This is a genomic window from Magnetococcales bacterium (assembly GCA_015228935.1).
Classification (GTDB): Bacteria; Pseudomonadota; Magnetococcia; order Magnetococcales; family DC0425bin3; genus HA3dbin3.
This window is the reverse complement of sequence record JADGCO010000028.1, coordinates 1-21,773: the sequence shown is the minus strand read 5'-3', so window position 1 is coordinate 21,773 and position 21,773 is coordinate 1. Positions and strand designations below refer to the sequence as shown.

General features: G+C 55.8%; 25 protein-coding genes and 3 tRNA genes. 19 read left to right on the top strand and 9 right to left on the bottom strand.

From position 1 onward, the window contains the following. Window positions 1–34: 34 nt before the first annotated feature. Window positions 35–1,831 carry a DUF1566 domain-containing protein gene (locus tag HQL65_08790; GenBank protein MBF0136322.1) on the bottom strand — a complete coding sequence of 599 codons (1,797 nt, stop codon included), beginning with the start codon at window positions 1,829–1,831 and terminating at the stop codon, window positions 35–37. Between the two features lie 536 nt (window positions 1,832–2,367). Between HQL65_08790 and HQL65_08785 the strand changes: the two genes are divergently transcribed. The 16 genes from HQL65_08785 (at window position 2,368) to HQL65_08710 (ending at window position 16,343) form a co-directional block, all read left to right on the top strand. Continuing rightward, window positions 2,368–3,195, top strand: coding sequence for a prephenate dehydratase (locus tag HQL65_08785; GenBank protein MBF0136321.1), 828 nt, complete (start codon window positions 2,368–2,370; stop codon window positions 3,193–3,195). Next, complete coding sequence (locus HQL65_08780) at window positions 3,192–3,995, top strand: prolipoprotein diacylglyceryl transferase (protein MBF0136320.1); 804 nt, start codon at window positions 3,192–3,194, stop codon at window positions 3,993–3,995. The genes HQL65_08785 and HQL65_08780 overlap by 4 nt, the downstream gene beginning before the upstream one ends. Window position 3,996: 1 nt before the next feature. After that, entirely contained in the window at window positions 3,997–6,039 is a 2,043-nt protein-coding gene (gene uvrC, locus HQL65_08775) for an excinuclease ABC subunit UvrC (GenBank protein MBF0136319.1), read from the top strand. A 12-nt stretch (window positions 6,040–6,051) separates the two neighbouring features. Beyond that, window positions 6,052–6,603, top strand: coding sequence for a CDP-diacylglycerol--glycerol-3-phosphate 3-phosphatidyltransferase (gene pgsA, locus HQL65_08770; protein ID MBF0136318.1), 552 nt, complete (start codon window positions 6,052–6,054; stop codon window positions 6,601–6,603). Window positions 6,604–6,856: 253 nt separating this feature from the next. Further along, window positions 6,857–6,931: transfer RNA gene (locus HQL65_08765), tRNA-Gly, on the top strand. A gap of 59 nt (window positions 6,932–6,990) precedes the next feature. Beyond that, window positions 6,991–7,067, top strand: a tRNA-Cys gene (locus HQL65_08760). Between the two features lie 37 nt (window positions 7,068–7,104). After that, window positions 7,105–7,179, top strand: a tRNA-Gly gene (locus HQL65_08755). A gap of 214 nt (window positions 7,180–7,393) precedes the next feature. Next, entirely contained in the window at window positions 7,394–7,927 is a 534-nt protein-coding gene (locus tag HQL65_08750; GenBank protein ID MBF0136317.1) for an NYN domain-containing protein, read from the top strand. A 244-nt stretch (window positions 7,928–8,171) separates the two neighbouring features. Continuing rightward, entirely contained in the window at window positions 8,172–9,107 is a 936-nt protein-coding gene (gene fabD / locus HQL65_08745; GenBank protein MBF0136316.1) for an ACP S-malonyltransferase, read from the top strand. Between the two features lie 37 nt (window positions 9,108–9,144). Continuing rightward, window positions 9,145–9,885, top strand: a complete 741-nt coding sequence (gene fabG, locus HQL65_08740) for a 3-oxoacyl-[acyl-carrier-protein] reductase (GenBank protein MBF0136315.1) — start codon at window positions 9,145–9,147, stop codon at window positions 9,883–9,885. Between the two features lie 109 nt (window positions 9,886–9,994). After that, a complete protein-coding gene (acpP, locus tag HQL65_08735; protein ID MBF0136314.1) occupies window positions 9,995–10,234 on the top strand; it encodes an acyl carrier protein in 240 nt (79 codons plus the stop codon). 81 nt (window positions 10,235–10,315) lie between these two features. Then, window positions 10,316–11,557, top strand: a complete 1,242-nt coding sequence (gene fabF, locus HQL65_08730) for a beta-ketoacyl-ACP synthase II (GenBank protein ID MBF0136313.1) — start codon at window positions 10,316–10,318, stop codon at window positions 11,555–11,557. A 7-nt stretch (window positions 11,558–11,564) separates the two neighbouring features. Further along, window positions 11,565–12,566, top strand: coding sequence for an endolytic transglycosylase MltG (mltG, locus tag HQL65_08725; GenBank protein MBF0136312.1), 1,002 nt, complete (start codon window positions 11,565–11,567; stop codon window positions 12,564–12,566). Continuing rightward, window positions 12,563–13,537, top strand: a complete 975-nt coding sequence (gene holB / locus HQL65_08720) for a DNA polymerase III subunit delta' (protein MBF0136311.1) — start codon at window positions 12,563–12,565, stop codon at window positions 13,535–13,537. Before mltG ends, holB begins: the two co-directional genes overlap by 4 nt. 48 nt (window positions 13,538–13,585) lie before the next feature. Continuing rightward, on the top strand, window positions 13,586–14,926 hold the full coding sequence (locus HQL65_08715) for a hypothetical protein (protein MBF0136310.1): 1,341 nt from the start codon (window positions 13,586–13,588) through the stop codon (window positions 14,924–14,926). A gap of 4 nt (window positions 14,927–14,930) precedes the next feature. Continuing rightward, window positions 14,931–16,343, top strand: coding sequence for a YchF/TatD family DNA exonuclease (locus tag HQL65_08710; protein ID MBF0136309.1), 1,413 nt, complete (start codon window positions 14,931–14,933; stop codon window positions 16,341–16,343). A gap of 103 nt (window positions 16,344–16,446) precedes the next feature. Here HQL65_08710 and HQL65_08705 read toward each other — a convergent pair whose 3' ends face one another. Further along, a complete protein-coding gene (locus HQL65_08705) occupies window positions 16,447–16,605 on the bottom strand; it encodes a hypothetical protein (GenBank protein MBF0136308.1) in 159 nt (52 codons plus the stop codon). Window positions 16,606–16,818: 213 nt separating this feature from the next. Between HQL65_08705 and HQL65_08700 the strand changes: the two genes are divergently transcribed. Beyond that, window positions 16,819–17,301: a response regulator gene (locus HQL65_08700; GenBank protein MBF0136307.1), complete on the top strand. Its 483-nt coding sequence runs from the start codon at window positions 16,819–16,821 to the stop codon at window positions 17,299–17,301. Between the two features lie 92 nt (window positions 17,302–17,393). Here the strand turns inward: HQL65_08700 and HQL65_08695 are convergent, their stop codons facing one another. Then, entirely contained in the window at window positions 17,394–17,600 is a 207-nt protein-coding gene (locus tag HQL65_08695) for a hypothetical protein (protein MBF0136306.1), read from the bottom strand. A 124-nt stretch (window positions 17,601–17,724) separates the two neighbouring features. On the opposite strand from HQL65_08695, the gene HQL65_08690 reads away from it, so the two are divergent. Further along, window positions 17,725–18,552 carry a sel1 repeat family protein gene (locus tag HQL65_08690; GenBank protein ID MBF0136305.1) on the top strand — a complete coding sequence of 276 codons (828 nt, stop codon included), beginning with the start codon at window positions 17,725–17,727 and terminating at the stop codon, window positions 18,550–18,552. A gap of 6 nt (window positions 18,553–18,558) precedes the next feature. On the opposite strand, the gene HQL65_08685 is transcribed toward HQL65_08690, so the two are convergent. The 6 genes from HQL65_08685 to HQL65_08660 form a co-directional block, all read right to left on the bottom strand. Continuing rightward, window positions 18,559–18,750, bottom strand: a complete 192-nt coding sequence (locus HQL65_08685) for a type II toxin-antitoxin system HicB family antitoxin (protein MBF0136304.1) — start codon at window positions 18,748–18,750, stop codon at window positions 18,559–18,561. Window positions 18,751–19,005: 255 nt separating this feature from the next. After that, window positions 19,006–19,317 (bottom strand): hypothetical protein, encoded by a 312-nt coding sequence (locus tag HQL65_08680; GenBank protein MBF0136303.1) that lies wholly within the window; start codon window positions 19,315–19,317, stop codon window positions 19,006–19,008. Window positions 19,318–19,438: 121 nt separating this feature from the next. Beyond that, on the bottom strand, window positions 19,439–19,876 hold the full coding sequence (locus tag HQL65_08675) for a hypothetical protein (protein MBF0136302.1): 438 nt from the start codon (window positions 19,874–19,876) through the stop codon (window positions 19,439–19,441). A 65-nt stretch (window positions 19,877–19,941) separates the two neighbouring features. Then, entirely contained in the window at window positions 19,942–20,304 is a 363-nt protein-coding gene (locus HQL65_08670) for a HEPN domain-containing protein (protein ID MBF0136301.1), read from the bottom strand. Beyond that, the gene (locus HQL65_08665; protein ID MBF0136300.1) at window positions 20,264–20,671 is read right to left on the bottom strand and encodes a nucleotidyltransferase domain-containing protein; all 408 of its coding nucleotides are present in this window, start codon (window positions 20,669–20,671) and stop codon (window positions 20,264–20,266) included. The genes HQL65_08670 and HQL65_08665 overlap by 41 nt, the downstream gene beginning before the upstream one ends. A gap of 64 nt (window positions 20,672–20,735) precedes the next feature. Then, complete coding sequence (locus tag HQL65_08660) at window positions 20,736–21,449, bottom strand: arylesterase (protein ID MBF0136299.1); 714 nt, start codon at window positions 21,447–21,449, stop codon at window positions 20,736–20,738. Between HQL65_08660 and HQL65_08655 the strand changes: the two genes are divergently transcribed. Then, window positions 21,448–21,773 (top strand): ATP-binding cassette domain-containing protein (locus tag HQL65_08655; GenBank protein MBF0136298.1); only part of this gene is annotated, 326 nt, incomplete at its 3' end. The genes HQL65_08660 and HQL65_08655 overlap by 2 nt on opposite strands.

The window sequence follows — 21,773 nt, the reverse complement described above, 5'->3', positions numbered from 1 at the left end:
GGGCAGGTCGGCGATGGTATTCAACAGGCCACCACTAATTGCTCTTGCCGCCCCGTACCGGCCAGACAAAGCTGCTGCCACTCTTTCCACCATAATCCACGATGCCGCTATCGAATTTCAATCTCCAGGCATCGGAAGGAGTGTATGCGAATGTGGAACTGACCCAGTAGTAATCACTGCCACCACTTTGCACGTTGGTGAACGGGTGCCCGGATGTCAAGGCGGGAGACGCATAGCTCAAATTCATCAGGCTGTTCAGTTCGACCGTGTTGGGCAGGCGCCAATTTCCGGCAACGGAATTATCGCTCAAATTGCAGGAACCACTGGCCAGGGTATTGGCTGAAGAGAGAGCGGAACTCCAGCTTGTACTGCCAAAGCAATTGGCATTTCTCAGCCAGATCAGACCGGTCACGTTGTCGGTGACCGTGCCATCGCCACTGTTGGTAAAACGGGCAGCATCTGTGGTTTTTCCAATCCCTTTTTGCAGAGCGCCATCCTGGTTTGTTCCTGTGCAAGGGGTCGTTGATCCATCGGCCAAATAGCAGATAATCTGCCCGGTTCTTTGAACAATCGCCTGATTGTCAACAACTTCCGACCCGCGTTTGTTCCGAACAGGCCAAATACGGTAAGACGTCAAAGCTTTATCGTAGTAGGATGAGACTGCATTGAAGAAGTGAACCCCCCAGGCATATGTTGTGTAACTTGTAGCTGTGTATGTACTGCTTGAGATATAGGATGCGTTCGTATATATGTTAGAGAACGGATGCGATGCCGGCAGGAGTGGGACTGATGTCGGGGGTGAACCGTACACTGGTACCCGACTATAGTCAATCAAACTCTGCAACTCGAAACGGTTTGGCAGACGCCATTCCCCTGCTGCCGAGCCGTCGGTCAGGCCGCCACTACAGCCATTATTACTCAAAGAATTTGCACTGCTCAAGGCTGTTGTCCAATTGCTCAAAGCAGAAAAGCAGGTTCCAGGATCTTGCAACCAAACCAGACCGGTCAGGTTATCGGTAACCGTGCCGTTACCGTTGTTGGTGAAGCGGGTTGTCGGCCAGGTTACTCCTTTTTGCAGTTCCCCATCCTGGCCGGTACCCGAGCAGGATATGGATGTGCCCGATGCATTGTAACATGTGGTCGAACCCGTTTTGGGCACGACGCTGCACACCCTGTTTTGAAATCCGGCGAATGCCGACGAGCGGTAGGTGCTTGCCGAAACACTTGAACGATTGAAGCTGCTGGTCACCACATGGTCGTCATAAGACCCGGAGACTACACGGGTCTCCTTGTCAAATTTGAGAGTGGCGCTCTCGTTGTTGCCATCAAACCTGCCGTCGGATCCATCCCTGTCGGCATCTGACGGGCCACCGCTGACCAGAACAAAAGGGGCGTTGGCTGGGTTGCTGGTGCCGTCCGCATCGACAGTGTACAAGTATGAGGTAGAAGAAGCCTGCGCGTTGACCACCGCAGAACAGAGGTTGGTTTTGCTCGGAGAACTGTTTGGATTGGTCAGGTCAATGAAGCCACCAATACTTTCCACGTATATGGAATAGCGGACAGTGTTGTTGTAACCATCCTTGCCGGAAACCAGTCCGATGGTTCGATAAGGCACATTGCCCGACGGATTGCCGAGACTGGCCACTGGACAGTTTTCATTGCCATCGTTGTCTGTGTCAGGACAGGGCAGACGACCGTTGGCGATGGCAAACCCTTCAATCGCATCTCGCATGGCCATCAAGGTTCGTTCATTGGCAGTGGCCTTGTCCAGATTGACCAGACCCGGAACACGGGGTAACGCCACGGCGATGATGGACCCGATTGCTACCATGGCAAATGACGCCCAAAACAGCATGCTACCAAGTGCCGGGTGTCCGGAATCGGATGTTGCAGGCAAAATTTTCATAGAGGATTGTTCTGGCTGGAAAGTGGAGTGTGACAGGTTCCCGTTGCGGGTTGGACCATGCCTGGTCAACCTGCGGCGTCATGATCGTGTCGGGGCTGGAGTTTTCTCAGGCACCATGAGATTTACTGATTCAGCATGCCAGGGGATGGCACACACCCGACCCATTGCATCAATTCGGTCCCGGATCAGTTTAATCAGGTCTTGACGGCAGAAGGCTCCTCCATATCGATCTGCGTGTCAAGATGTTTTCTATCGTGCCTCCGTTTGGTTGAATTTCGTTCAAGAGGGTATATTTTGCCGGGTTGGGACCCAAGCAAAGGGGTAACCTGAAAAAAATCGGTCCAGGGGATTATTCTGTGATTCTCCCTTGACAGGGGGAGATACGGAGATTGAAGATTTCAAACACGAAAAAACAACAAGGAATTATTGTGAAACACGAAAAAATCATCGCCTTTCAGGGTATGCGCGGGGCCTACAGCGAACAGGCCTGCCGGGAAAGATTGCCGGAATACGACCTGCTTCCGTGCCGGAGTTTCGAGGATGTCTTTCTGGCTGTGGAGGAGGATCGGGCCGCTGTTGGCATGATCCCGGTGGAAAACAGCATGGCCGGCGTGGTGAGCGACAGCTATGACCTGCTGGCCGTCAATCAGTTGCGTATCATCGGTGAACACTACCTCCTGGTGCGCCACTCCCTGCTGGGCCTGCCCAATGCCACCCTGGACGGGATCCGGGCCGTCTACTCCCACCCCCAGGGGCTGGCCCAATGTCAGGCATTCCTGAAACGGTATGATTGGGTGCGGTTTTCGGTTTACGATACCGCCGGAGCCGCTGCCGATCTGGTGGCACGGGGCAATCCCGCCGAGGTTGCCGTGGCCTCCGAATTGTGCGCCGGTTTGTACGGGTTGCAGGTCCTGAAGCGCGATATCCAGGATTGTCGCATGAACACCACCCGCTTCATCCTGATCGCCAAAACCGAAGTGACACCCCCTGCCGATCTTCCCAGCAAGACAAGCCTGCTGTTCGAAGTGCGCAACATTCCTGCCGCTCTTTACAAATGCCTGGGCGGTTTCGCCACCAATGGCGTCAACCTGACCCGCCTGGAATCCCGGCCCGTGCAAGGCACTCCCTGGGCCTACCATTTTTATCTGGACTTTCAGGGACGCCCGGAAGACGCATCGGTAAAAAATGCCCTGGAAGAGTTGAAATTTTTTACCACCAACATTAAAATGCTCGGTTGTTACCTGGAATCGAAAAAGCCCGAACCCCCGCAAGGAGTCGATCCGGCATGATTGCCTACCCCCATCTGGATCCGGTCATCGTGCAAATCGGTCCGCTGGGGATCCGGTGGTACGGGTTCATGTACACCCTGGCCTTCATCCTGGGGTGGCCGCTCCTGAAACACCGCGCCCGCCGCCTCATGCCGGACTTGAGCCAGGATACCCTGGGCGATTTGGTGGTCTGGATTTTGTTGGGAGTGATCCTGGGCGGTCGCTTGGGATATGTCCTGTTTTACCAGTTTTCCCATTTCATGTCCCATCCCCTGACCCTTTTCAAGGTCTGGGAAGGGGGCATGTCGTTTCACGGCGGTCTCATGGGCGTTTTGCTGCTGAGTTATATTTTCTCCCGGCGACGCGGCATTTCCGGTCTGGCCCTGGCCGACATGGCCATTCCCATTTTTCCGCTCGGTCTTTTTTTGGGACGCATCGGCAATTTCATCAATGGCGAGTTGTGGGGCCGGACCACCGACCTCCCCTGGGGCATGGTCTTCCCCGATGCCGGACCCCTGCCACGCCACCCGAGCCAACTCTACGAGGCCTCTCTGGAAGGGGTCGCCCTGTTTGTCATCCTCTGGTGGCTGGGGCAGCGTGCCCGACCCCGGGGGTTCATGCTGGGTACCTTCCTGGCCATGTATGCCCTGTTCCGGTTTTTGGTGGAGTATGTCCGGGAACCCGATATTCAACTCGGTTATCTGAGCCTGGGCCTCACCATGGGCCAATGGTTGACCATTCCCATGGCTGTCATTGGCCTGGGCATGGTGGGATACGCCCTGCGTCGCCCCCCGGACGGAGACCCACCCCGGCGGACCTGACTTGAACGTGCATTGCCAGCAAGCCGCATCTGACCTGGAGAGTGGTCCGCCGCAAGCTTCATCCGACCTGGCAGGAGATGCGCCGCAAGCTTCTTCCGACTTGGCAGGGGATGCACCGCAAGCTTCTTCCGACCTGGCAGGGGATGCGCCGCAAGTTTCATCCAACCTGGCTGGAGATGATGCGCCGCAAGCTTCATCCGACTTGGCAGGAGATGATGCGCCGCAAGCTTCATCCGGCCCGGATGTACATCCGCTACAAGCCTCCCTGGAAGGGTTGCCGGAGTTGCCCGGCGTCTATCGGTTTTTGAACGCCGGTGGCGAAGTTCTCTACGTCGGCAAGGCCAAAGTGCTGAAGCGCCGGGTAGCCTCCTACTTTGTCCGCACCCATGCCCAACTGCGCATCCAGGTGATGATCCAGCAGGCCCGTGGACTGGAAATCACCGTGACCGCATCGGAAAACGATGCCCTGGTCCTTGAAGCCAATCTGATCAGACAGTTGCAACCCCGCTACAATGTCCTCCTCAAGGACAGCAAGTCCTATCCCTACCTGCATCTCACCACGCAACAGGTCTTTCCCCGCCTGACCCTCTATCGCGGCGGACGTCAGGAGGCCGGCAAATATTTTGGTCCTTATCCGTCGGTACAGTCGGTGCGGGAAACCTTGAAATATATGCAAAAAATATTTCCCATACGCCAGTGCGAAGACGGGCAGTTCCAGAGCCGCAAACGTCCCTGTCTGCAATACCAGATTCGTCGCTGTGCGGCCCCCTGTTGCGCCCGGGTTGCCCCGGAAGCGTATGCCAACTGGATTCGGGAAGTGGTCCTCTTCCTGGAAGGGCGGGATCGGCAATTGGTCCAGGAACTGGAAAAAACCATGTGGGAAGCCTCCTGCAAACATGATTTTGAAACGGCCATTCTTCTGCGGGACCGCGTGCGGGCCATCCGGCATGTCCAGGAACAAAGGCGTCTCGATCTGGAACCGGATGACGACCTGGATGTGGTGTGTCACAGGGAACGTGAAGGTATCCACGCCGTGCAGGTGTTTTTCATTCGTGCCGGAATCAATCTGGGCAACCGGGGCTTTTTTCCGGAAAATACCACCGGTGTTCCGGATGCCGAGGTGCTGGAGGCCTTTTTGATCCAGTTCTATGCCGACAAAAAACCTCCCACGGAAATCCTGGTCAACCTTGCAACACCCGACCCGGAATGGCTTGCCCATGCGCTGGGGACAACGATTCGTTTGCCGCAACGCGGGGGAAAACGTCGCATCCTGGAAATGGCCATTGCCAATGCGGAAGAGGCCCTGACCCGCCGTCTGAGCGGTGCCGCCGAAAATCGCCGCCGCCTGGACGAGCTGGCCGAAATCCTTGACCTGGACGGACCCCTGGAACGGATCGAGGCCTGTGATGTGTCCCATTTCCAGGATCGCCATGTCGTCGGATCTCTGGTGGTGTTTGGTCCGTCTGGATTCAACAAAAACAGTTATCGCCGATATGCCCTGACCGATCCCCGCCTGTGTGACGATACCGCTCGTATGGCCGCCATGCTGCGTCGTCGGTTTGCCGCCCTGCAAAAGGCACCGCCGGAAACCTGGCCCGATCTGCTCATTCTGGATGGTGGCCTGGGGCAGTTGCATGCCGTCATGGCTGTGGCCCGGGAGATGCAGATGGAACAGGTGGCCATCTGTGCCATGGCCAAGGGTGTGGAGCGGAATGCAGGAAAAGAGCGGCTCTTCTTGCCGGGAAAGGAGTTGCCCCTTATACTGCCTCCAGAGTCACCGGTTCTGTTCCTGTTGCAAAACATTCGGGATGAGGCCCACCGTTTTGCCGTCGGCTATCATCGGCACAAGCGGGGGCGTGAGCAGATTCGTTCAGGGCTGGATGCCATTCCCGGTGTCGGCAGTAAACGCAAACAGACACTGGTCCGTCACTTTGGCTCTGTCAAGAATCTGCGCCAGGCCACCGTGACCGAGTTGGCTGCCGTCAAGGGGATATCCCCGGGTCTGGCAGAACAGATTCATGCATTTTTGCACAGTGAAGGGTAATTGGCATCAACCATGGCCTGGAATCATCTTCCCAATTTTTTGACGGCCATCCGGATCGGCTTGATCCCGTTTTTTGTGACAAGCCTCTATCTGCCCGGAACCTGGGGAAAGGTTTTGTCAGCCATCTTCTTTTCCCTGGCGGCCATCACCGATTGGGCCGACGGCTACGTCGCCCGGCGCTGGGGCCTGCTCACGCCGTTTGGCAAGTTTTTCGATCCGGTGGCCGACAAACTGCTGATCATCTCCGCCCTGATCCTGCTGGTGGCGGAAAATCGTGCCCCGCTGGTCCTGGTCCTGTTGATCACCGCCCGGGAAATCACCATCACCGGCCTGCGCGAATACATGTCCGGCCTGGGATCATCCGTTCCTGTTTCCGGCCTGGCCAAATGGAAAACCGGCTTTCAAATGGCCGCCATCATCATGTTGTTGCTCCAGGATGGTCTGTTGGGACTCCCCCTGACCAAGCCGGGACTCCTCTGTCTCTACATCTGCACCGTCCTGACCCTGCAAACCGGCTATCAATATCTGGCCCAGGCCTGGCCCCAAATCCGCTCCAGTATCTGAATTTCTTGGATTAAAAAATCTTGTTGGAAAAAGTTTCGAGGAGGGTTGACGCGAGTCAATTATTTTTTTATAACTGAGAAGATCCGTTGGAGATCATTGCCAAATGGGCCGTTGTGCGCGTGTTGGGTCTGGATTGGACAGACTGGAACGGGTTCTGGTTCGGCCACGGCATGTTTGGGTCCGCCGGTTTGGCAGAAAGTCTCTGTGGTATACAGGCAGCAATCGTGGATCGATGTGGATGGGTGTTCTTTGTGCGGGAGTAGCTCAGGGGTAGAGTGCAACCTTGCCAAGGTTGATGTCGGGGGTTCGAATCCCCTCTCCCGCTCCATCCTGTTCCACCAGAGGAACAAGGATGGATCTGCTGCAAGAGGAACGTTTTGAGAGTGTGGCCGGGTGGCGAAGTGGCCTAACGCTGAGGTCTGCAAAACCTTTATTCGTGGGTTCAAATCCCACCCCGGCCTCCAAAATCTTCTGCAATGCCTGTTTGCCTCCGTAAAGTGCGCGGGAGTAGCTCAGGGGTAGAGTGCAACCTTGCCAAGGTTGATGTCGGGGGTTCGAATCCCCTCTCCCGCTCCAATCCACTTGCCGTCTTGACTTGTTGGTTCCGGCTTCCACTCCGTGCAGAAATCCCCGTCGGCGCTTGTTCATATCCGAAAACGGGATTTTTTTCGGGCATACCCCGGTTGCGCAATTCTGACATAAAGAAAATACCAGAGATTCCAGACGGAAAATGAGGTCATGACACAATTATCGGAACAAGCCGTTCACTCCAGCTTAAAGGATTTCACGAATGTTTTACCCTGACGAAAAAGTTGCCGTTTTCATTGATGGATCAAATCTGTATGCCGCCATTCGCTCGCTTGGGTTTGATTTCGATTACAAAAAATTGCTCGACTATTTCCACGCCCGTTGCCGCCTGGTGCGCGCCTACTACTACACGGCCCTCGGTGACGATCAGGAATATTCACCCATCCGCCCCCTGGTCGATTGGCTTGCCTACAATGGCTATACCGTGGTTACCAAACCCATCAAGGAATATGTCGATCCGGTGACCGGAAATAAAAGAACCAAAGGCAATATGGATATTGAAATTGCCGTCGGCATGATCAGCATGTCTCCCTATTACGACCACGCCGTACTTTTTTCAGGTGATGGCGATTTTCGCTCCATCGTCGAGGCCGTCCAGAATCTCGGCAAACAGGTCACCGTGGTCAGCTCCCTGGTGACCCATCCTCCCATGATCGCCGATGAACTGCGACGCCAGGCCGATGAATTCATTGAGTTGGATTCCATCAAGGACAGTCTGATCCGGCGACCGGCCTGAACAGGTATCCGGCCAACAGACAGGCTCGCATGGTATGGTCATTGGGAAAAAATCGAGTTTTTCTCCCGTGACCCCTTGCATATCGGGATTAAATTCCTATATGTACTTTTGCGAAACCAAACCCATGTCAAAGGGCTTTGCTTTCCTGGCAGGGTCGCGATCCCGGAATCAGCGGTTGCCGGCCTTGACGATTCAATAATGGATTATATCCGCCTGGCGGGAGCATTTTGAAAGGATTGGAACCATGGGAAAGAGAGCCTTCCTGTTTCCGGGGCAGGGTGCCCAGGCCGTGGGTATGGGGAATGAGTTGCTGGCCTGCGGTGGACCAGTCGGAGATTGCTTCGCAGAAGCCGATCAGGTGCTGGGTTTTTCCCTGAGCCGGTTGATGCAGGAAGGCCCGGAAGATCAGTTGACCCTGACGGAAAATACCCAGCCGGCCCTGGTGACGACCGCCATGGCCGCGTTTCGGTTGATCGTTTCCAGGACCAATTGGCGCCCGGATTATGTGGCCGGCCACTCCCTGGGTGAATATGCTGCTGTCTGTGCCACAGGCGGATTCGCCTTCGCCGAAGCCATCGCCCTGGTCAGGCTGCGAGGCCAGGCCATGCAGAAAGCGGTTCCAGTCGGTGAAGGTGCCATGGCCGCCGTCCTCAACATGCCCGCCGCCCAGGTGGATGCCATCTGCCAACAGGTCCAGAAAGAAACCGGTGGCATCTGCGTGACAGCCAATTATAACACCCCCGTGCAAATCGTCATCTCTGGACATGAATACGCCGTGAAGAAGGCCGTGGAAATGGCCAAAAGCCAGGGAGCCAGAAAGTCTGTCATGCTCGCCGTGTCCGCCCCCTTCCACTGCCCGCTCATGGAACCTGCCGCTCGGCAAATGGCCACGGCCATGGAAAAAATCTCTTTCCAGAATCTTTCCGTTCCCCTGGTTTCCATCGCAACAGGTCAGGAAGTGACCTCCGGTACCGAGGTCCGCAAACTCCTCGTGCAGTCCATTACCGCCCCGGTCATGTGGGAAGCGGTCATCCGCCGCATGCTCGCCCTGGGCGTGGATATGTTCATCGAGGTGGGAACCGGAAAAGTCCTGAGCGGCATGCTGAAACGCATCGACAAAAGTCTGGTCGTCTACAATGTGTCCGGTCCGGAAGATTTGGCAAATCTGCCGGCTGCCTGATCCCTTTTCACCCTGGCGGACTTGAACAGGAAGTCTCATGCTCGACAATCGCGTTGCCCTTGTCACCGGATCAACCAGCGGAATTGGCCTGGTGACGGCGTTGGAACTTGCCCGACGCGGGGCAAAAATCATCATCACCAGCAACGAAGGCCAACGGATTCCGGAAGTCCTGGAACAGGTTCGCGCCCTCTCCCCCGACTCGGAAGGGTATGAAGCGGATATCGCCTCTCACGCCCGTCTCGAAGAGGTGGTGAAACTGGCCACGGAACGCTTCGGACGGATTGACATTCTCGTGAACAACGCGGGTATCACCCGCGATAATCTGCTGATCCGCATGAAAGACGCCGAGTGGGAAGATGTGTTGAAAATCAACCTCTCCAGCGCCTTCTATCTGACCCGTCTGATCCTGCGCGGCATGATGAAAGCCCGCTACGGACGCATCGTCAGCGTTGCCTCGGTGGTCGGGGCATCCGGAAATGCTGGCCAGGCCAACTATGCAGCCAGCAAGGCAGGATTGATGGGGTTTACCAAAAGTCTGGCCCGGGAAGTGGCGTCACGCGGTATCACAGCCAATTGTGTGGCTCCCGGTTTCATCCAGACACGCATGACCGATGTTTTGAATGCCGCAGCAAAGGAAGCCATGCTGGCGCAAATTCCACTGGGTGCCATGGGGCGGCCAGAGGATGTGGCCCATGCCATTGTCTTCCTGGCCTCGGATGAGGCCAGTTACATCACAGGGGAAACGATTCATGTCAATGGCGGAATGTACATGACCTGAAGAAACAGTAATATTAAAACACGATTGAGTGCGGTAATTGACCGGTTTCCCCGTGATGGCACCTTGGTTTTCATTATCCAAAAGATGGAAATAGAAGGGAAAAAATCTCATGAGCGATATTGCACAACGTGTCATCAAGACCGTGATTGACCAGTTGGGTGTGGATGCAAATCAGGTAACCGAAGAGTCCAATTTCGTGGATGACCTCGGCGCAGACTCGTTGGATACGGTTGAACTGGTGATGGCCCTGGAAGAAGAGTTCGGCTGCGAAATTCCCGACGAGGATGCCGAAAAAATCACGACCGTCAAACAGGCCATTGAATACATCAAGGCCCATATCAATTCCTGAAATAAACCAATCAATATTTGCAGCGTCGGTTCCGCTTTTCATCCAGTGTGAGCCGACGCTCTTTTTCTGGGAGTGCTTCCTGTGGATCGGAGAGTGGTCATTACCGGCGTGGGTCTCATCACCCCATGTGGCTTCGGAAAAGAAAAAACCTGGTCCGCTCTGGTGGCCGGGCAATCTGGCATCGGTCCCATCACCCGCTTCAATGCCGAAGAATATTCGACACGCATTGCCGGCGAATGCCGGGATTTCAACGCTGAAGATTGGATCCCGAAAAAAGAAGTCAAAAAAATGGATCTGTTCATCCACTACGGTCTGGTCGCCGCGCAGCTCGCCTGGGAAGACAGTGGTTTGACCGTCAGGGAAGAGAGTGCCCCTCGCTTTGGTGTGGCCATCGGTTCGGGAATCGGCGGGTTGATCTCCATCCAGCACCAGGCATGGGCCTTGAAAGAAAAAGGTCCGCGCCGTATCTCTCCCTTCTTCATACCCATGTCCCTTGCCAACCTGATCTCCGGGCATGTGGCCATCAAATACGGACTCAAAGGCCCGAACCATGCCGTCTCCACCGCCTGCGCCACCGGCAGTCATGCCATCGGTGATGCCATGCGGATCGTCAAGCGGGGCGACGCGGATGTCATGCTGGCCGGTGGTGCCGAAGCCGTCATCTGCGAGCTGGCCGTCGGCGGATTTGCCGCAGCCAAGGCCCTCTCCAGCCGCAATGACAATCCACAAGCCGCCTCGCGTCCCTGGGATCGGGATCGGGACGGGTTCGTCCCCTCGGAAGGAGCCGGTGTGGTGGTCCTCGAAGAACTGGAAGCCGCCAAAAAACGGGGAGCCACGATCTATGCCGAAGTGTGCGGATATGGCCTGTCCGGTGATGCCCACCACATCACGGCACCCGATCCAGATGGCGATGGGGCCGCACGCTGCATGCAATCCGCCCTGAACGATGCCCGCGTCTCGCCGGATAAAATCGGGCACATCAATGCTCATGGTACCTCCACCCCGCTCGGCGATGTCGTGGAAACCCTGGCCATCAAACGGGTCTTTGGCGCGGAAGATGCCAAACGAATCCTGGTCTGCTCCACCAAATCCATTACCGGCCATCTCCTGGGAGCTGCCGGAGGGGTCGAAGCCATCTTTACGGCCCTGGCCCTGCAAAACGGTGTCGTGCCCCCCACCATCAACCTGGACAACCCGGGTGAAGGGTGCGATCTGGATTATGTTCCCAACGTCGCCAGAGAAAAAAATATTGAATATGCCATCTCCAACTCCTTCGGATTTGGCGGCACCAATGCGTCGCTCGTGCTGAAACGCTTTACTTGAGATTTCCTTGAAACAATTCCTCAACAAATGGCGATTCGTCATCCTGGGAGGGGTTCTTCTCGGTGCGGTCGTCTTTGGGGCAGCCTACAAGGAGTTCGAGAGTTTTCAGGCCTACAAGGTGCCGAAGCCGGTCGAAGTGACCATCCAGAAAGGGTGGGGAATACAAAAAATTGCCAGTGAACTGGCCCGGCTCCAGGTTGTTTCGTCCCGGTTCTGGTTCATGGTGCTGGGGCAGTTACAGGGAGCGGGTTTCATCCAGGCGGGTTACTACCGGATCGAACCGGGTGAAACGGCCAGCTCAATCCTGGAGCGCCTGCGGCGGGGTGATGTCGCCAAGGGAAAATTGGTGATTGCCGAGGGGTTGACGGTCCGGGAAATTGCCGAACATCTGAAAAAAGCCGGTTTGCAGGAGATCGCCGCCAGCATGGGCGATGCCACCCTGCCGCAACGCCTGGGGCTGGGAAGCCACTCCCTGGAAGGGTATCTGTTTCCAAATACCTACCAGTATCGCATGAAAGATCCCAAGGATGATCTTCTCCAGCGCATTGTCGCCCGCGGCAAAAAAATTCTTGACCAGGAGTGGTTGAACCGCCCGCCCGGGTTTGCGTTGTCACTTTATGAAACCCTGATTTTTGCCTCGATCATTGAAAAAGAGACCGGCAACGCCGCAGAACGGAAGCACATTTCCGGGGTGTTTCACAACCGGTTGCGACGCAAGATGAAACTGCAAAGCGACCCGACCGTGATCTATGGAATTCCCGATTACAACGGCAACATAACCCGGACGCACCTGCTCACGCCCACCCCCTACAACACCTACACAATCCAGGGTCTGCCCCCCACGCCCATCTGCAATCCGGGTCAGGCTTCCATCCATGCCGCCCTGCACCCGCTGGAGACCGAGGATTTGTATTTTGTTGCCCGAGGTGACGGAACGCACGTTTTTTCCAAAACCCTGCCGGAACACAATAAAAATGTTGCTCGTTTCCAGCATCCGGGTGGCGGATGACGGCAGGGTTGGTGGCCATTGCCGGGCATCGGGAGGCCATGACGCGCCTGCGTGGTTTTCTGGCGGAAGATCGATTGCCGCATGCCTTGATTTTTTGTGGTCCCTCCGGGATCGGCAAGGCAACGGTCGCCCGGGCGTTGACGGCGGCGCTCTTTTGCCGGTCGCAGACCCGGGATGATGACGTGGGGTGTGGTACCTGTGGTCCCTGTCTCAAGGTCAGGGAAAATCACCATCCAGATTATGTCCAGGTTGAATTGTTACCGGAAAAAACCCGTATTTCGGTGGATCAAATCCGGGAAGTGTGCGGTTTTCTGGCATTGACCCCCCTTGAGGCCCGCTTGAAGGTGGCCCTCATCGACGACGCCGCCCTGATGAATGAAGCCGCTGCCAATGCCCTGCTCAAAACCCTTGAAGAACCCTCTGCCGGAACCCTGCTTATTCTCAGTACCAGCCGCCCGGGCAGCCTGTTGCCAACGATCCGGTCGCGGTGTCAGGTGATGCGATTTTTTCCCCTGCAACGGGAGGAGCTGTTGCAGGTGGCGAGGCAGACGCCAACCCTGGCCGGAATCGATGGCGAAACCCTGGAGGAGGCCATTTACCTTGCCGAGGGGAGTGCCAGCCGTCTGTTGCAGTTATGCACGGGAGAGCTTAAAGATTACATCAAACGGTTTCGCACGGATATGGATAACCTTCCGCAACGCCATCTGGCGGATCTTTGTGTCACGGCGGCCTATTGGGGAGATCGTGAGCGGTTTCCATTTGCCCAGACCTTTCTCATGGCCTGGTTCCGGGATAGAATCCAGGCGACGATTTCCGGGTGGCGGACAGAAGGTTCGGAGACCCGGGTGTTGAACCTGATCCGCAAAAGCCGGGACCTGTTTGCCCAGGCCGAGGAGTTCAACCTCAACCGGCAAATGGTTCTGGAGACACTGTTCATTCATCTGGCTCGCTGGCAGGGCGCATCTTTCTGACCGGAGACCCATCCCGTTATTTCATTCGCATTCAAGCTCGGCACCCCGATGAATCACGCAAAAACATGGCCTCACACGCACTCTGCAACGGATGTACCTTCACCGGAATTTTCGTTTGCCGCCCTTGTGGAACATGTGGATGAGCCGGAAGATCTGTCAGCCGACATCTCCTTGAATGTGGAAAGCGAAACCGAGGCAATTCCTGAAAATTCCACCGAAATGATTTCGGAGCCAATCGAACGGGAGGCGTCAGAGCCTGTCGTTCAGGGAGACGTCTGGCAGATTGTCGGACTCCGGCTGCCCAACTCCTGCATGGTGTACCGGGTCGGTGCCCGATTGCCAATGTTGCGTTCTGGAGACCCGGTGGTGATTGATACCCGGCATGGCGAAGAGAACGGTACGGTCATTTTTGCCGCGTATCAGGAAGAGGCCCCACCTCCAGAGCGCCTGTTTCCCGGACCGGTCCTGCATATCAAACGGGTTTTCAACCGGTCGGATCACGATTTCCAGAAATGGCGGCAGGAGAGGGAAATTCGGGCACGGGTACTCTGCAAGGAGAGTATTCGTGAGTTGGGTCTGGGTATGAAACTCTCCAAGGTCACTTTTTTGCCGGGCGGCACCAAGGCCATTTTTTATTTTACGGCGGAAAATCGAGTTGATTTCAGGGAGTTGGTCCGAATCCTGGCCCGGCATTTTCAGGTGCGGGTGGAGATGCGGCAGATTGGTGTCCGGGATGAAACCCGGTTGCTGAGCGGTTTGGGACCGTGCGGGCAGATTTTTTGTTGTGCCGGACATTTGGAAAAATTTCATCCGGTATCGGTCCGCATGGCCAAGAATCAGGAGCTGTCCCTCAATCCGGATGCCATCTCCGGGGTGTGTGGCCGTTTGATGTGTTGTCTGGGTTTTGAAAACGATCTGTACCGCACGTTGCGCGGCACCCTGCCCAAAGTCAACTGCCTGATGCGTACCCGGGATGGACGGGAGGTGCAGGTCCGCAATGTGCATCCCATTCGGGGCATGGCGGATGTGCAGTATCACGACGAAGTGGGCGGCAAAGGCGTCTTGCCTATTGCTGAACTGAGTTATATCAATCCCGAAGATGTCCCGATAAACCCCGGTGTGGAAAAAGACGAAGAAGATCCTGTCGCACAGGAGGAAGAGCCGGACTGTCCGGCGACGGTTCAAGCAGTCAATCCCGGGCAACCAGAGGAAGATGACCCGATTGCCGTGCCCGAGAAGGAAGAGTCTGCCCCCGGGATGAGTGCGGAAGCCACAGAAAAACGCCGGCGGCGCCGGCGGACCCGCAGAAAGAAAGGTCCTGAAAAGCAGGTCAATTCCAACAAAACGGCTGCCGGTGCAACCGGAGGGAAAGAGTCAGGGGGGAAATGAGCAAATGTCGGATCCCATGATTTTTGCGGACAGCCATGCCCACCTTGATTTTCCGGATTTTCAGGGCGAGTGGGAGCAGATATTTCTGGCGGCCCAGGCTGCCGGGGTGGGGTATGTCACGTCTGTGGGGACGCGGCTGGCCGAGGCCGGGCGGCTGTGTGCCATGGCGGAAAAATTTCCCCATCTGTATGCGAGCGTCGGGGTTCATCCCCATCATGCCCGGGAAGAGACGGTTGTGGCCCAGACAATCCTGGAGCATTCTGATCATCCCAAGGTGGTTGCCATTGGGGAGACCGGTCTGGATTATCATTATGATCACAGTCCGCGTTCCCTTCAGGAGGCCAACTTTCGCGAACACATTCGCGCCGCCCACATTGCGGCGCTGCCCCTGATTGTGCATACCCGGGAGGCCGAAGCGGCCACGCGGTTGATCCTGGAAGAGGAGGGGATTCCAGGGCGGGGAGGGGTCATTCATTGCTTTACGGGTTCGGAGGAGTTGGCCGATTGGGCCTTGGCACGCGGTTTTTATCTCTCTTTTTCGGGTGTCCTCACCTTTCGCAATGCGGAAGCCTTGCGCACGATTGCGGCCAGAGTCCCCCTGGAGCGCATTCTGATCGAAACCGATTCCCCGTATCTGGCTCCCGTACCGTTTCGTGGCAAGCGCAATGTGCCGGCGCATGTGATTCACGTTGCCCGGGCATTGGCCGAGCGGCGGCAGGTTCCACTGGCAGAAATTGCCGCTGCCACGACCCATAATTACCAAAAATTATTTCGGATCGCTGCGGCGACAGAAGGGTTGCTGCCGTCGGCCACCCCGCAGACTCTGGCCTATACCATTGGCCGAGGACTCTATCTCAACGTCACGCGGGGTTGCACGTTGCATTGTCAATATTGCCCCAAGTGGCGTGATGAACCGCAGGTTCACGTTTACGACCTGAGCCTGACCCGCAACCCGACGGCGGCGGAGTTGATTGCGGCCCTGGGGGAGGATGTGGCTTCTTATGACGAGGTGGTTTTTTGCGGATTTGGCGAACCCACCCTGCGCTTGGCGGTGATTCTCGAAGTGGCTGCCGAGATCAAGCGCCGGGGTGGCAAGCGGGTCCGTCTCAACACGGATGGTCTGGCCAATCTGGTCTATCGGCAGGATGTGACCCCCAGATTTCGTGGCCTGATCGATGCTGTTTCCGTCTCCCTGACCGCACAGGATCAGGAGACCTACGACCGTCTCTGTCAACCCGCACTGGCCGGTTCCTACCAGGGAGTGCTTGATTTTCTCCGCCTGGTTCGGGCATACGTACCCCATGTCACCGCCACGGCCATCGAGGGGGCCGCAGGGGTGGACATTCCTGCCTGTCGGCGGATTGCCGAGGGCCTGGGGGTCCATTTTCGCACCCGTTTTCTGGACAGGCTTGGATAGATTTTGTTCCCTCTTCCTGGCCAACCGCGTGGGGTCAGGTGACCAGGAGAGGGCGGCAAGGTCGCACCGAGAGGTCTTGGCGACCTATAAAAAAGTTATCAACTCAACTGTAATTTTTCCGGGGCGGTTCCGGGACGCATTCGAGATACTGCTTGCCCAGTTCCTTGAACAGGGCATTCAGGCTTTTCACGACCAGCTCAAATTCGTTGATCGATTGGTTCAAGACACGATTCCGGATCACCGGTTTGTCGATGCGTTCCATTGGACTCTCCCTGCTGCCTGATGGTTCTCCCTCTTGCTCCCTGACCAATCTATCGACCAGCACGGACAATTTCTTGAATGAAATTCTTGCAATTGAGCAGGCGTGCAGGACAATCCTGGATTTTGGCAAATTTGTTTGTTATTGTTTTTTCATGGAGAACCCTTTGCGGAAAAAAAATGTTCCAGCAAGAGGGAGAGAGAAAGGGGTGCCGCCATGAAAATTCTGGTCATCGACGACGACCATCTTGTCAATGTGCTGATTGCCGAGATATTGCACGAGGATGGCTATGAAATTTTGCAAGCCTTTGATGGTCCAAGTGGAATTGAACGGTTTCAGGCCGACGGTCCAGACCTGGTGATCCTGGACGTCTACATGCCCAACATGGATGGGTGTCAGGTGGCTCGCGAAATCAAACGGCTCAGCGTGCAGCGCTTCGTGCCGATCCTTTTTCTGACGGGCATGACCGATGCCTACGATCTGGCGCAGTGCCTCGATTCGGGTGGCGATGACCTGATTTCCAAACCTTTCAATCAAAATTTGCTGGAAGCCAAGCTCCGGGCCTGGGAACGCAACCTGAAGGTCATTCGCTCCCGGGAGGAAGCCAACCGTCAGAGCGGATCGCCCACAGTCCATTTTTCCGGTTCAGTGGGACAGATTTTAACGCCCGAGGAAATACAGGATTTGCGGAAGATGTAAAAGAGGCAGGAAGAGAGGCAGGAGGTCTTTCTTTCTCCTCCGGTGGGGATCCGTGAATACCCCACCGGAGAGTCGTTTTGCCCAGCTTTTCGTCAGGCACTCTCTGCTTGAGGAGAAATCTGAGTGTTTTGAACCCGCTGTTTGGCCGGCAGCCTGGCAATCGCTTCCCTCAGTTTGAGGAGCTTGCGATGAACCCTTTGGGCATCTTCCAATGTCTTGAGTCCCACCACCACGTATTGCCGGTCATCCAGGTCGTAGATTCTGAAATCGTTCTTTTTTGCTATGATGTGAAAGTCCATCGCTGTTCATCTTTCATGCAGAACGGATTGGTGGGTGTTCAATGCCGGTAAATGCAGCTTCTGTTCCATGTGGAAGGTTTTGATTAATCATTTTAATATCAACAATTTATAAATGGTGTTCACGATGGGTGTCAAGAAATCGGCTCAAATTGCCCCTCCGGAGGGGTCGGGAGGGAGAGTTGGTGTCGGAAAACTGGCATTGGCCGGCTGGGCCGTTTTTCTGGTGCTTGCGCTGTGGTCCGGGACGGGATGGAGTGCATCCCCCTCTCCCAAAGAGGCCAATCCAGCCAGGGAGTTCCAAGAAGCCGTGCTGGCCCTCAAAAATGGCTTTCCGAGCATGGCGTACAATCTTTTCCGACGGTTGGCAGAGAAAGGGGATCCACGTTCCCAGTATCTGGTCGGACGCATGTTGGAAGACGGGTTGGGGGTCGCCAGGGATCCCATGCAGGCCGCCCCATGGTATCGCAAGGCCGCCCAACAAGATCATGTCGAGGCCCAGGCCCGTCTGGGATTTTTATATCTGGGCGGCACAACGGTACCGCAGGATGATGCCGAATCCTTGAAGTGGTTTCAGACGGCAGCCGAAAAGGGTGGTCATCCCGTGGCCCAGGCCTACCTTTGTTCACTCTATGCGGAGGGGAAATCTGTCCAGGCCAATCAAAAGTTGTCCATGGATTGGTGTCGGAAAGCTGCGGAACAAGGTGTTGCCGCCGCACAAACCATGCTGGGATTTCATTACGCCCTGGGCAGGGGATCTCCACCGGATCCGGTCGCGGCCCGTAAATGGTTCGAACTGGCGGCAAGGCAGGGTCACGCCCAGGCCAGCAAGGCCCTGGCCGAAATGGATCGGGGAGAGAGTCACAATCCCGGCAATACCATGCCAGAATCTGTCACACAGCCGGTTGAAAAGACAGAATCTGTCACGGCACCCATGCCCAGGATGTGGGAGTAAACTCGGTCAGCGGATAACAGGAAGAAGCTCTTCAGCCATCAGGCGGTTGGCTTCCAAAACCATCTGAATGGCCTCTTCGAGGTTATCCCGAGTTTCCTGCAAGGTCTTACCCTGTGTATTTGCCCCAGGCAGTTCTTCCACAAAACCGATGAAGCCTTCCGGTACTCTTTTGAATACCGCCGTCAGTTGCATGATCATTTCAATGTGTCCCTATTCAGCATCCAGCGATGACCACCCATGAACAGTTCTATTCCGTGGGCGTGTCTGAAACACGACAGGGTTCATGGCCTATTGGATCGGGATGGGGAGCAAGGGAAATCAGGGAGGGGGAGTCCCATTCCCGATCCAATCAATCTGTCGCAGGCGTGAATTCCTGAATCGGAAAAGGGAGCAAGAGGAGTCAGGGAGGGGAGACCCTCTTCCGGATTCAGTTCATGACAGAGCTGTATGGTGTCAGGCTACACGCTGATATCTTGACGCTGTCAATAATGTTGCACTCCTGGCGATTTCTGGGTGTTGACCCGCAAAATCAACCGTTTCCATAACGGTCATGCCTGGCATGGCAGAAATGTTTTCCAGGGGGTCGCAGCCTGAGCCGTTGGTTTGCTCCTCATTCTTGACGACCAGCAAGGGGCCGACGATGCTTTCCAAAGCACGCCAATGTGCCCAGGTGCTGTCGTCTTTTCTCTCCGACCAGCGGAGCAGGCTCCGTAGTTCCGCGCTCAGGAGGGGATGCAGGGATTCATTCGGCTGGAGATCAGGCATGTTCCTAAAGGGTCCTTGGCCCATTGCAGGCAATTTTCGGTTCGACTGACAAGAGTCACGAAAATTCAAGCAATTTACGGGCCAATATTATGAATCCCTGGGCATTGCGGCACGCGCGTCCTCAGGATACAGGCCGGTTGCTCTGGAGCAACGCCGACCCTTCGCCCCCAATCCGGGTGGCCACAAGGTCAATGATGACGCCATACACGCCACCGGCAACCAGGGTGAGAACGAATATCATCCAGGGGCTTGCCATGGGGTTTCCGGGACCGGCCAAGGCTCCGGCAGCCAGGGGGAGCGACACCATGACGCCCAGGCATGATCCCCGCACCAATGGACGAAAAGGAAAGCCCAGCACCGGATGGGTCGTATAGGCCCCGGCCAGGGCCACGACCAGGCCGATCAGAATGCGATCCGTCATGATGGTCCAGAAAATGGGGTGGGTGAGGGAGGCCAGTTCGGGCTGGTGCTGGGCGGCCAGTCGAATGCAGAGATATCCGAAGGCGGCACCCAGGCCGATGGCGATCATGAAGCGTTTGGCGGCTGGTTTGGCGGACATGATGAGACCTCCATGAAACAGGATGTTGATGTTGTCGTGTATCTGTCGATGTGAACCAATCATGGTTACGGTGACTTGCCGACGAGCAGACCAGTCATGGTTTCCACATGAGTGACCAGTTCGTTGACCTGCTCCTGAAGTTCTGACCAAGTAAAAGGTTCATCATCGTAAAGTGTATAACGAAATTGAACTGCAAACGGGTTTAATTCTTCCAAGAAAAGAAACGGGGATACATCCTCCCCTGCTTTTTCCAAAGCGGAAAGCAACAATCTCAAATCATGGGTCTTGGGTGAAATCACTTGACACCAATTCAACCATGCTTTCAGAGACTTCTCTACAGCTTGTTGCAAATGAAATCCGACAGCTTCTGATTCCGGGTCAACGGCTTCAGCAAGAATTTTGGCTGATCTGAGATCCTTGCGTGCCATCAGGAGCAAGGTTTTTGTCGGCTCGGGGTCTTTCATAGAGTATTCTGCCTTCCCGCATGGCATGATAGATCACATGGTCAAACACTTCTTCATAGTGACGTGCTTCCTTTTCGGTAAAGACCAGAATATCTTTGGGAACATAAAACTGTTTCAAAGCCGACCAAAGCCGCACCGCCTCTTTCCGGCGGCTGCGTGTTGGGCCGAAGGGGGCTTCCTCAATCACCAGCAGATCGACATCGGAATCAGGACGGGCAGTGTTGCCGGCCCGTGATCCAAACAACACGATGCGTATCGGATCGACTTCCTGTACAATGGTTTGCACCATTTCCTGAAGCATGTCATCGGTTACTTCATAGCCTGTTTGCATCATTTTTCTCTTGTACTCGGCATCCCGGAATTTCTCTCAAGCCGGCATTTTTTCAGGGATTGGATCATTTGGACAGCATTTTTTCCAGTACCGGCCAGACATTGTCCAGGACAAGCCGATATCCCTTGGGATTGGGATGGATACCATCTTCCAGATTCAGATCAGGCTGGCCGGCCACGCCGAGCAGAAAAAACGGCAACAAGGGGGTGGCGTGTTTTCTGGCCAGTCGGGGATAGACGGCGGCAAAAGCCCGGGAATGGGTCTCGCCATAGTTGGGAGGCACCTGCATGCCGCCAAGCAGGACGGGAATGTTTTTTTCCCGCAGACGGGTCAGAATCTGGTCAATGTTGTACTCCATCCGTTCCAGGGGCAGTCCCCGGAAACCATCATTGGCACCAATGACCAGGATGACCAGAACAGGATTGCTGCGCAACGTCCAGTCGAGACGCTGTAATGCCCCGGCAGTGGTATCACCGGAAACCCCGGCATTGATCACCCGATGAGGAAAGCTGCGTTCCCGCAGACGTGTTTCCAACAGGGCCGGATAACTCTCTTCCCGGGAGACGCCCAGCCCTGCCGTCAGGCTGTCACCCAGGCACAAAATGGTCGGGGGGTCCTTGTCCTGGGATGCGGCGGTCCTGATGGTTCCAACGAGCAGGATCAGCAGGGTCAGCAGGACAAAAGAAGGGATCCATCTGGAAGTCCAGATAGAAAAAGAAGGGACACGGCTGGAAATCCAGCTTGAAAATAAAGAAGATCGTTGCCAGAATGGTTGCATGATTCACTTGGACTCCGTCACCTATTCAATTCCCCATGGTCCCGACACAATTGTGATCCTGCGCGGGGTTGATCTGCATGTCAATCCCGGTGAGGTGGTTGGTTTGATGGGACCCTCGGGCAGTGGCAAATCGTCGCTGCTCGCCTTGCTGGCCGGGGTGGAACGACCGGTCTCGGGTCGGGTGGAGGTGGATGGCCTGGATTTGGGAAGCCTGGATCCGGATCGTTTGGCGCGGTTTCGGCGCGAACGATTGGGGATGGTTTTTCAGGCCTTTCATTTGCTGCCCTCTTTGACGGCCCTGGAAAATGTGGCCTTGCCGCTTGA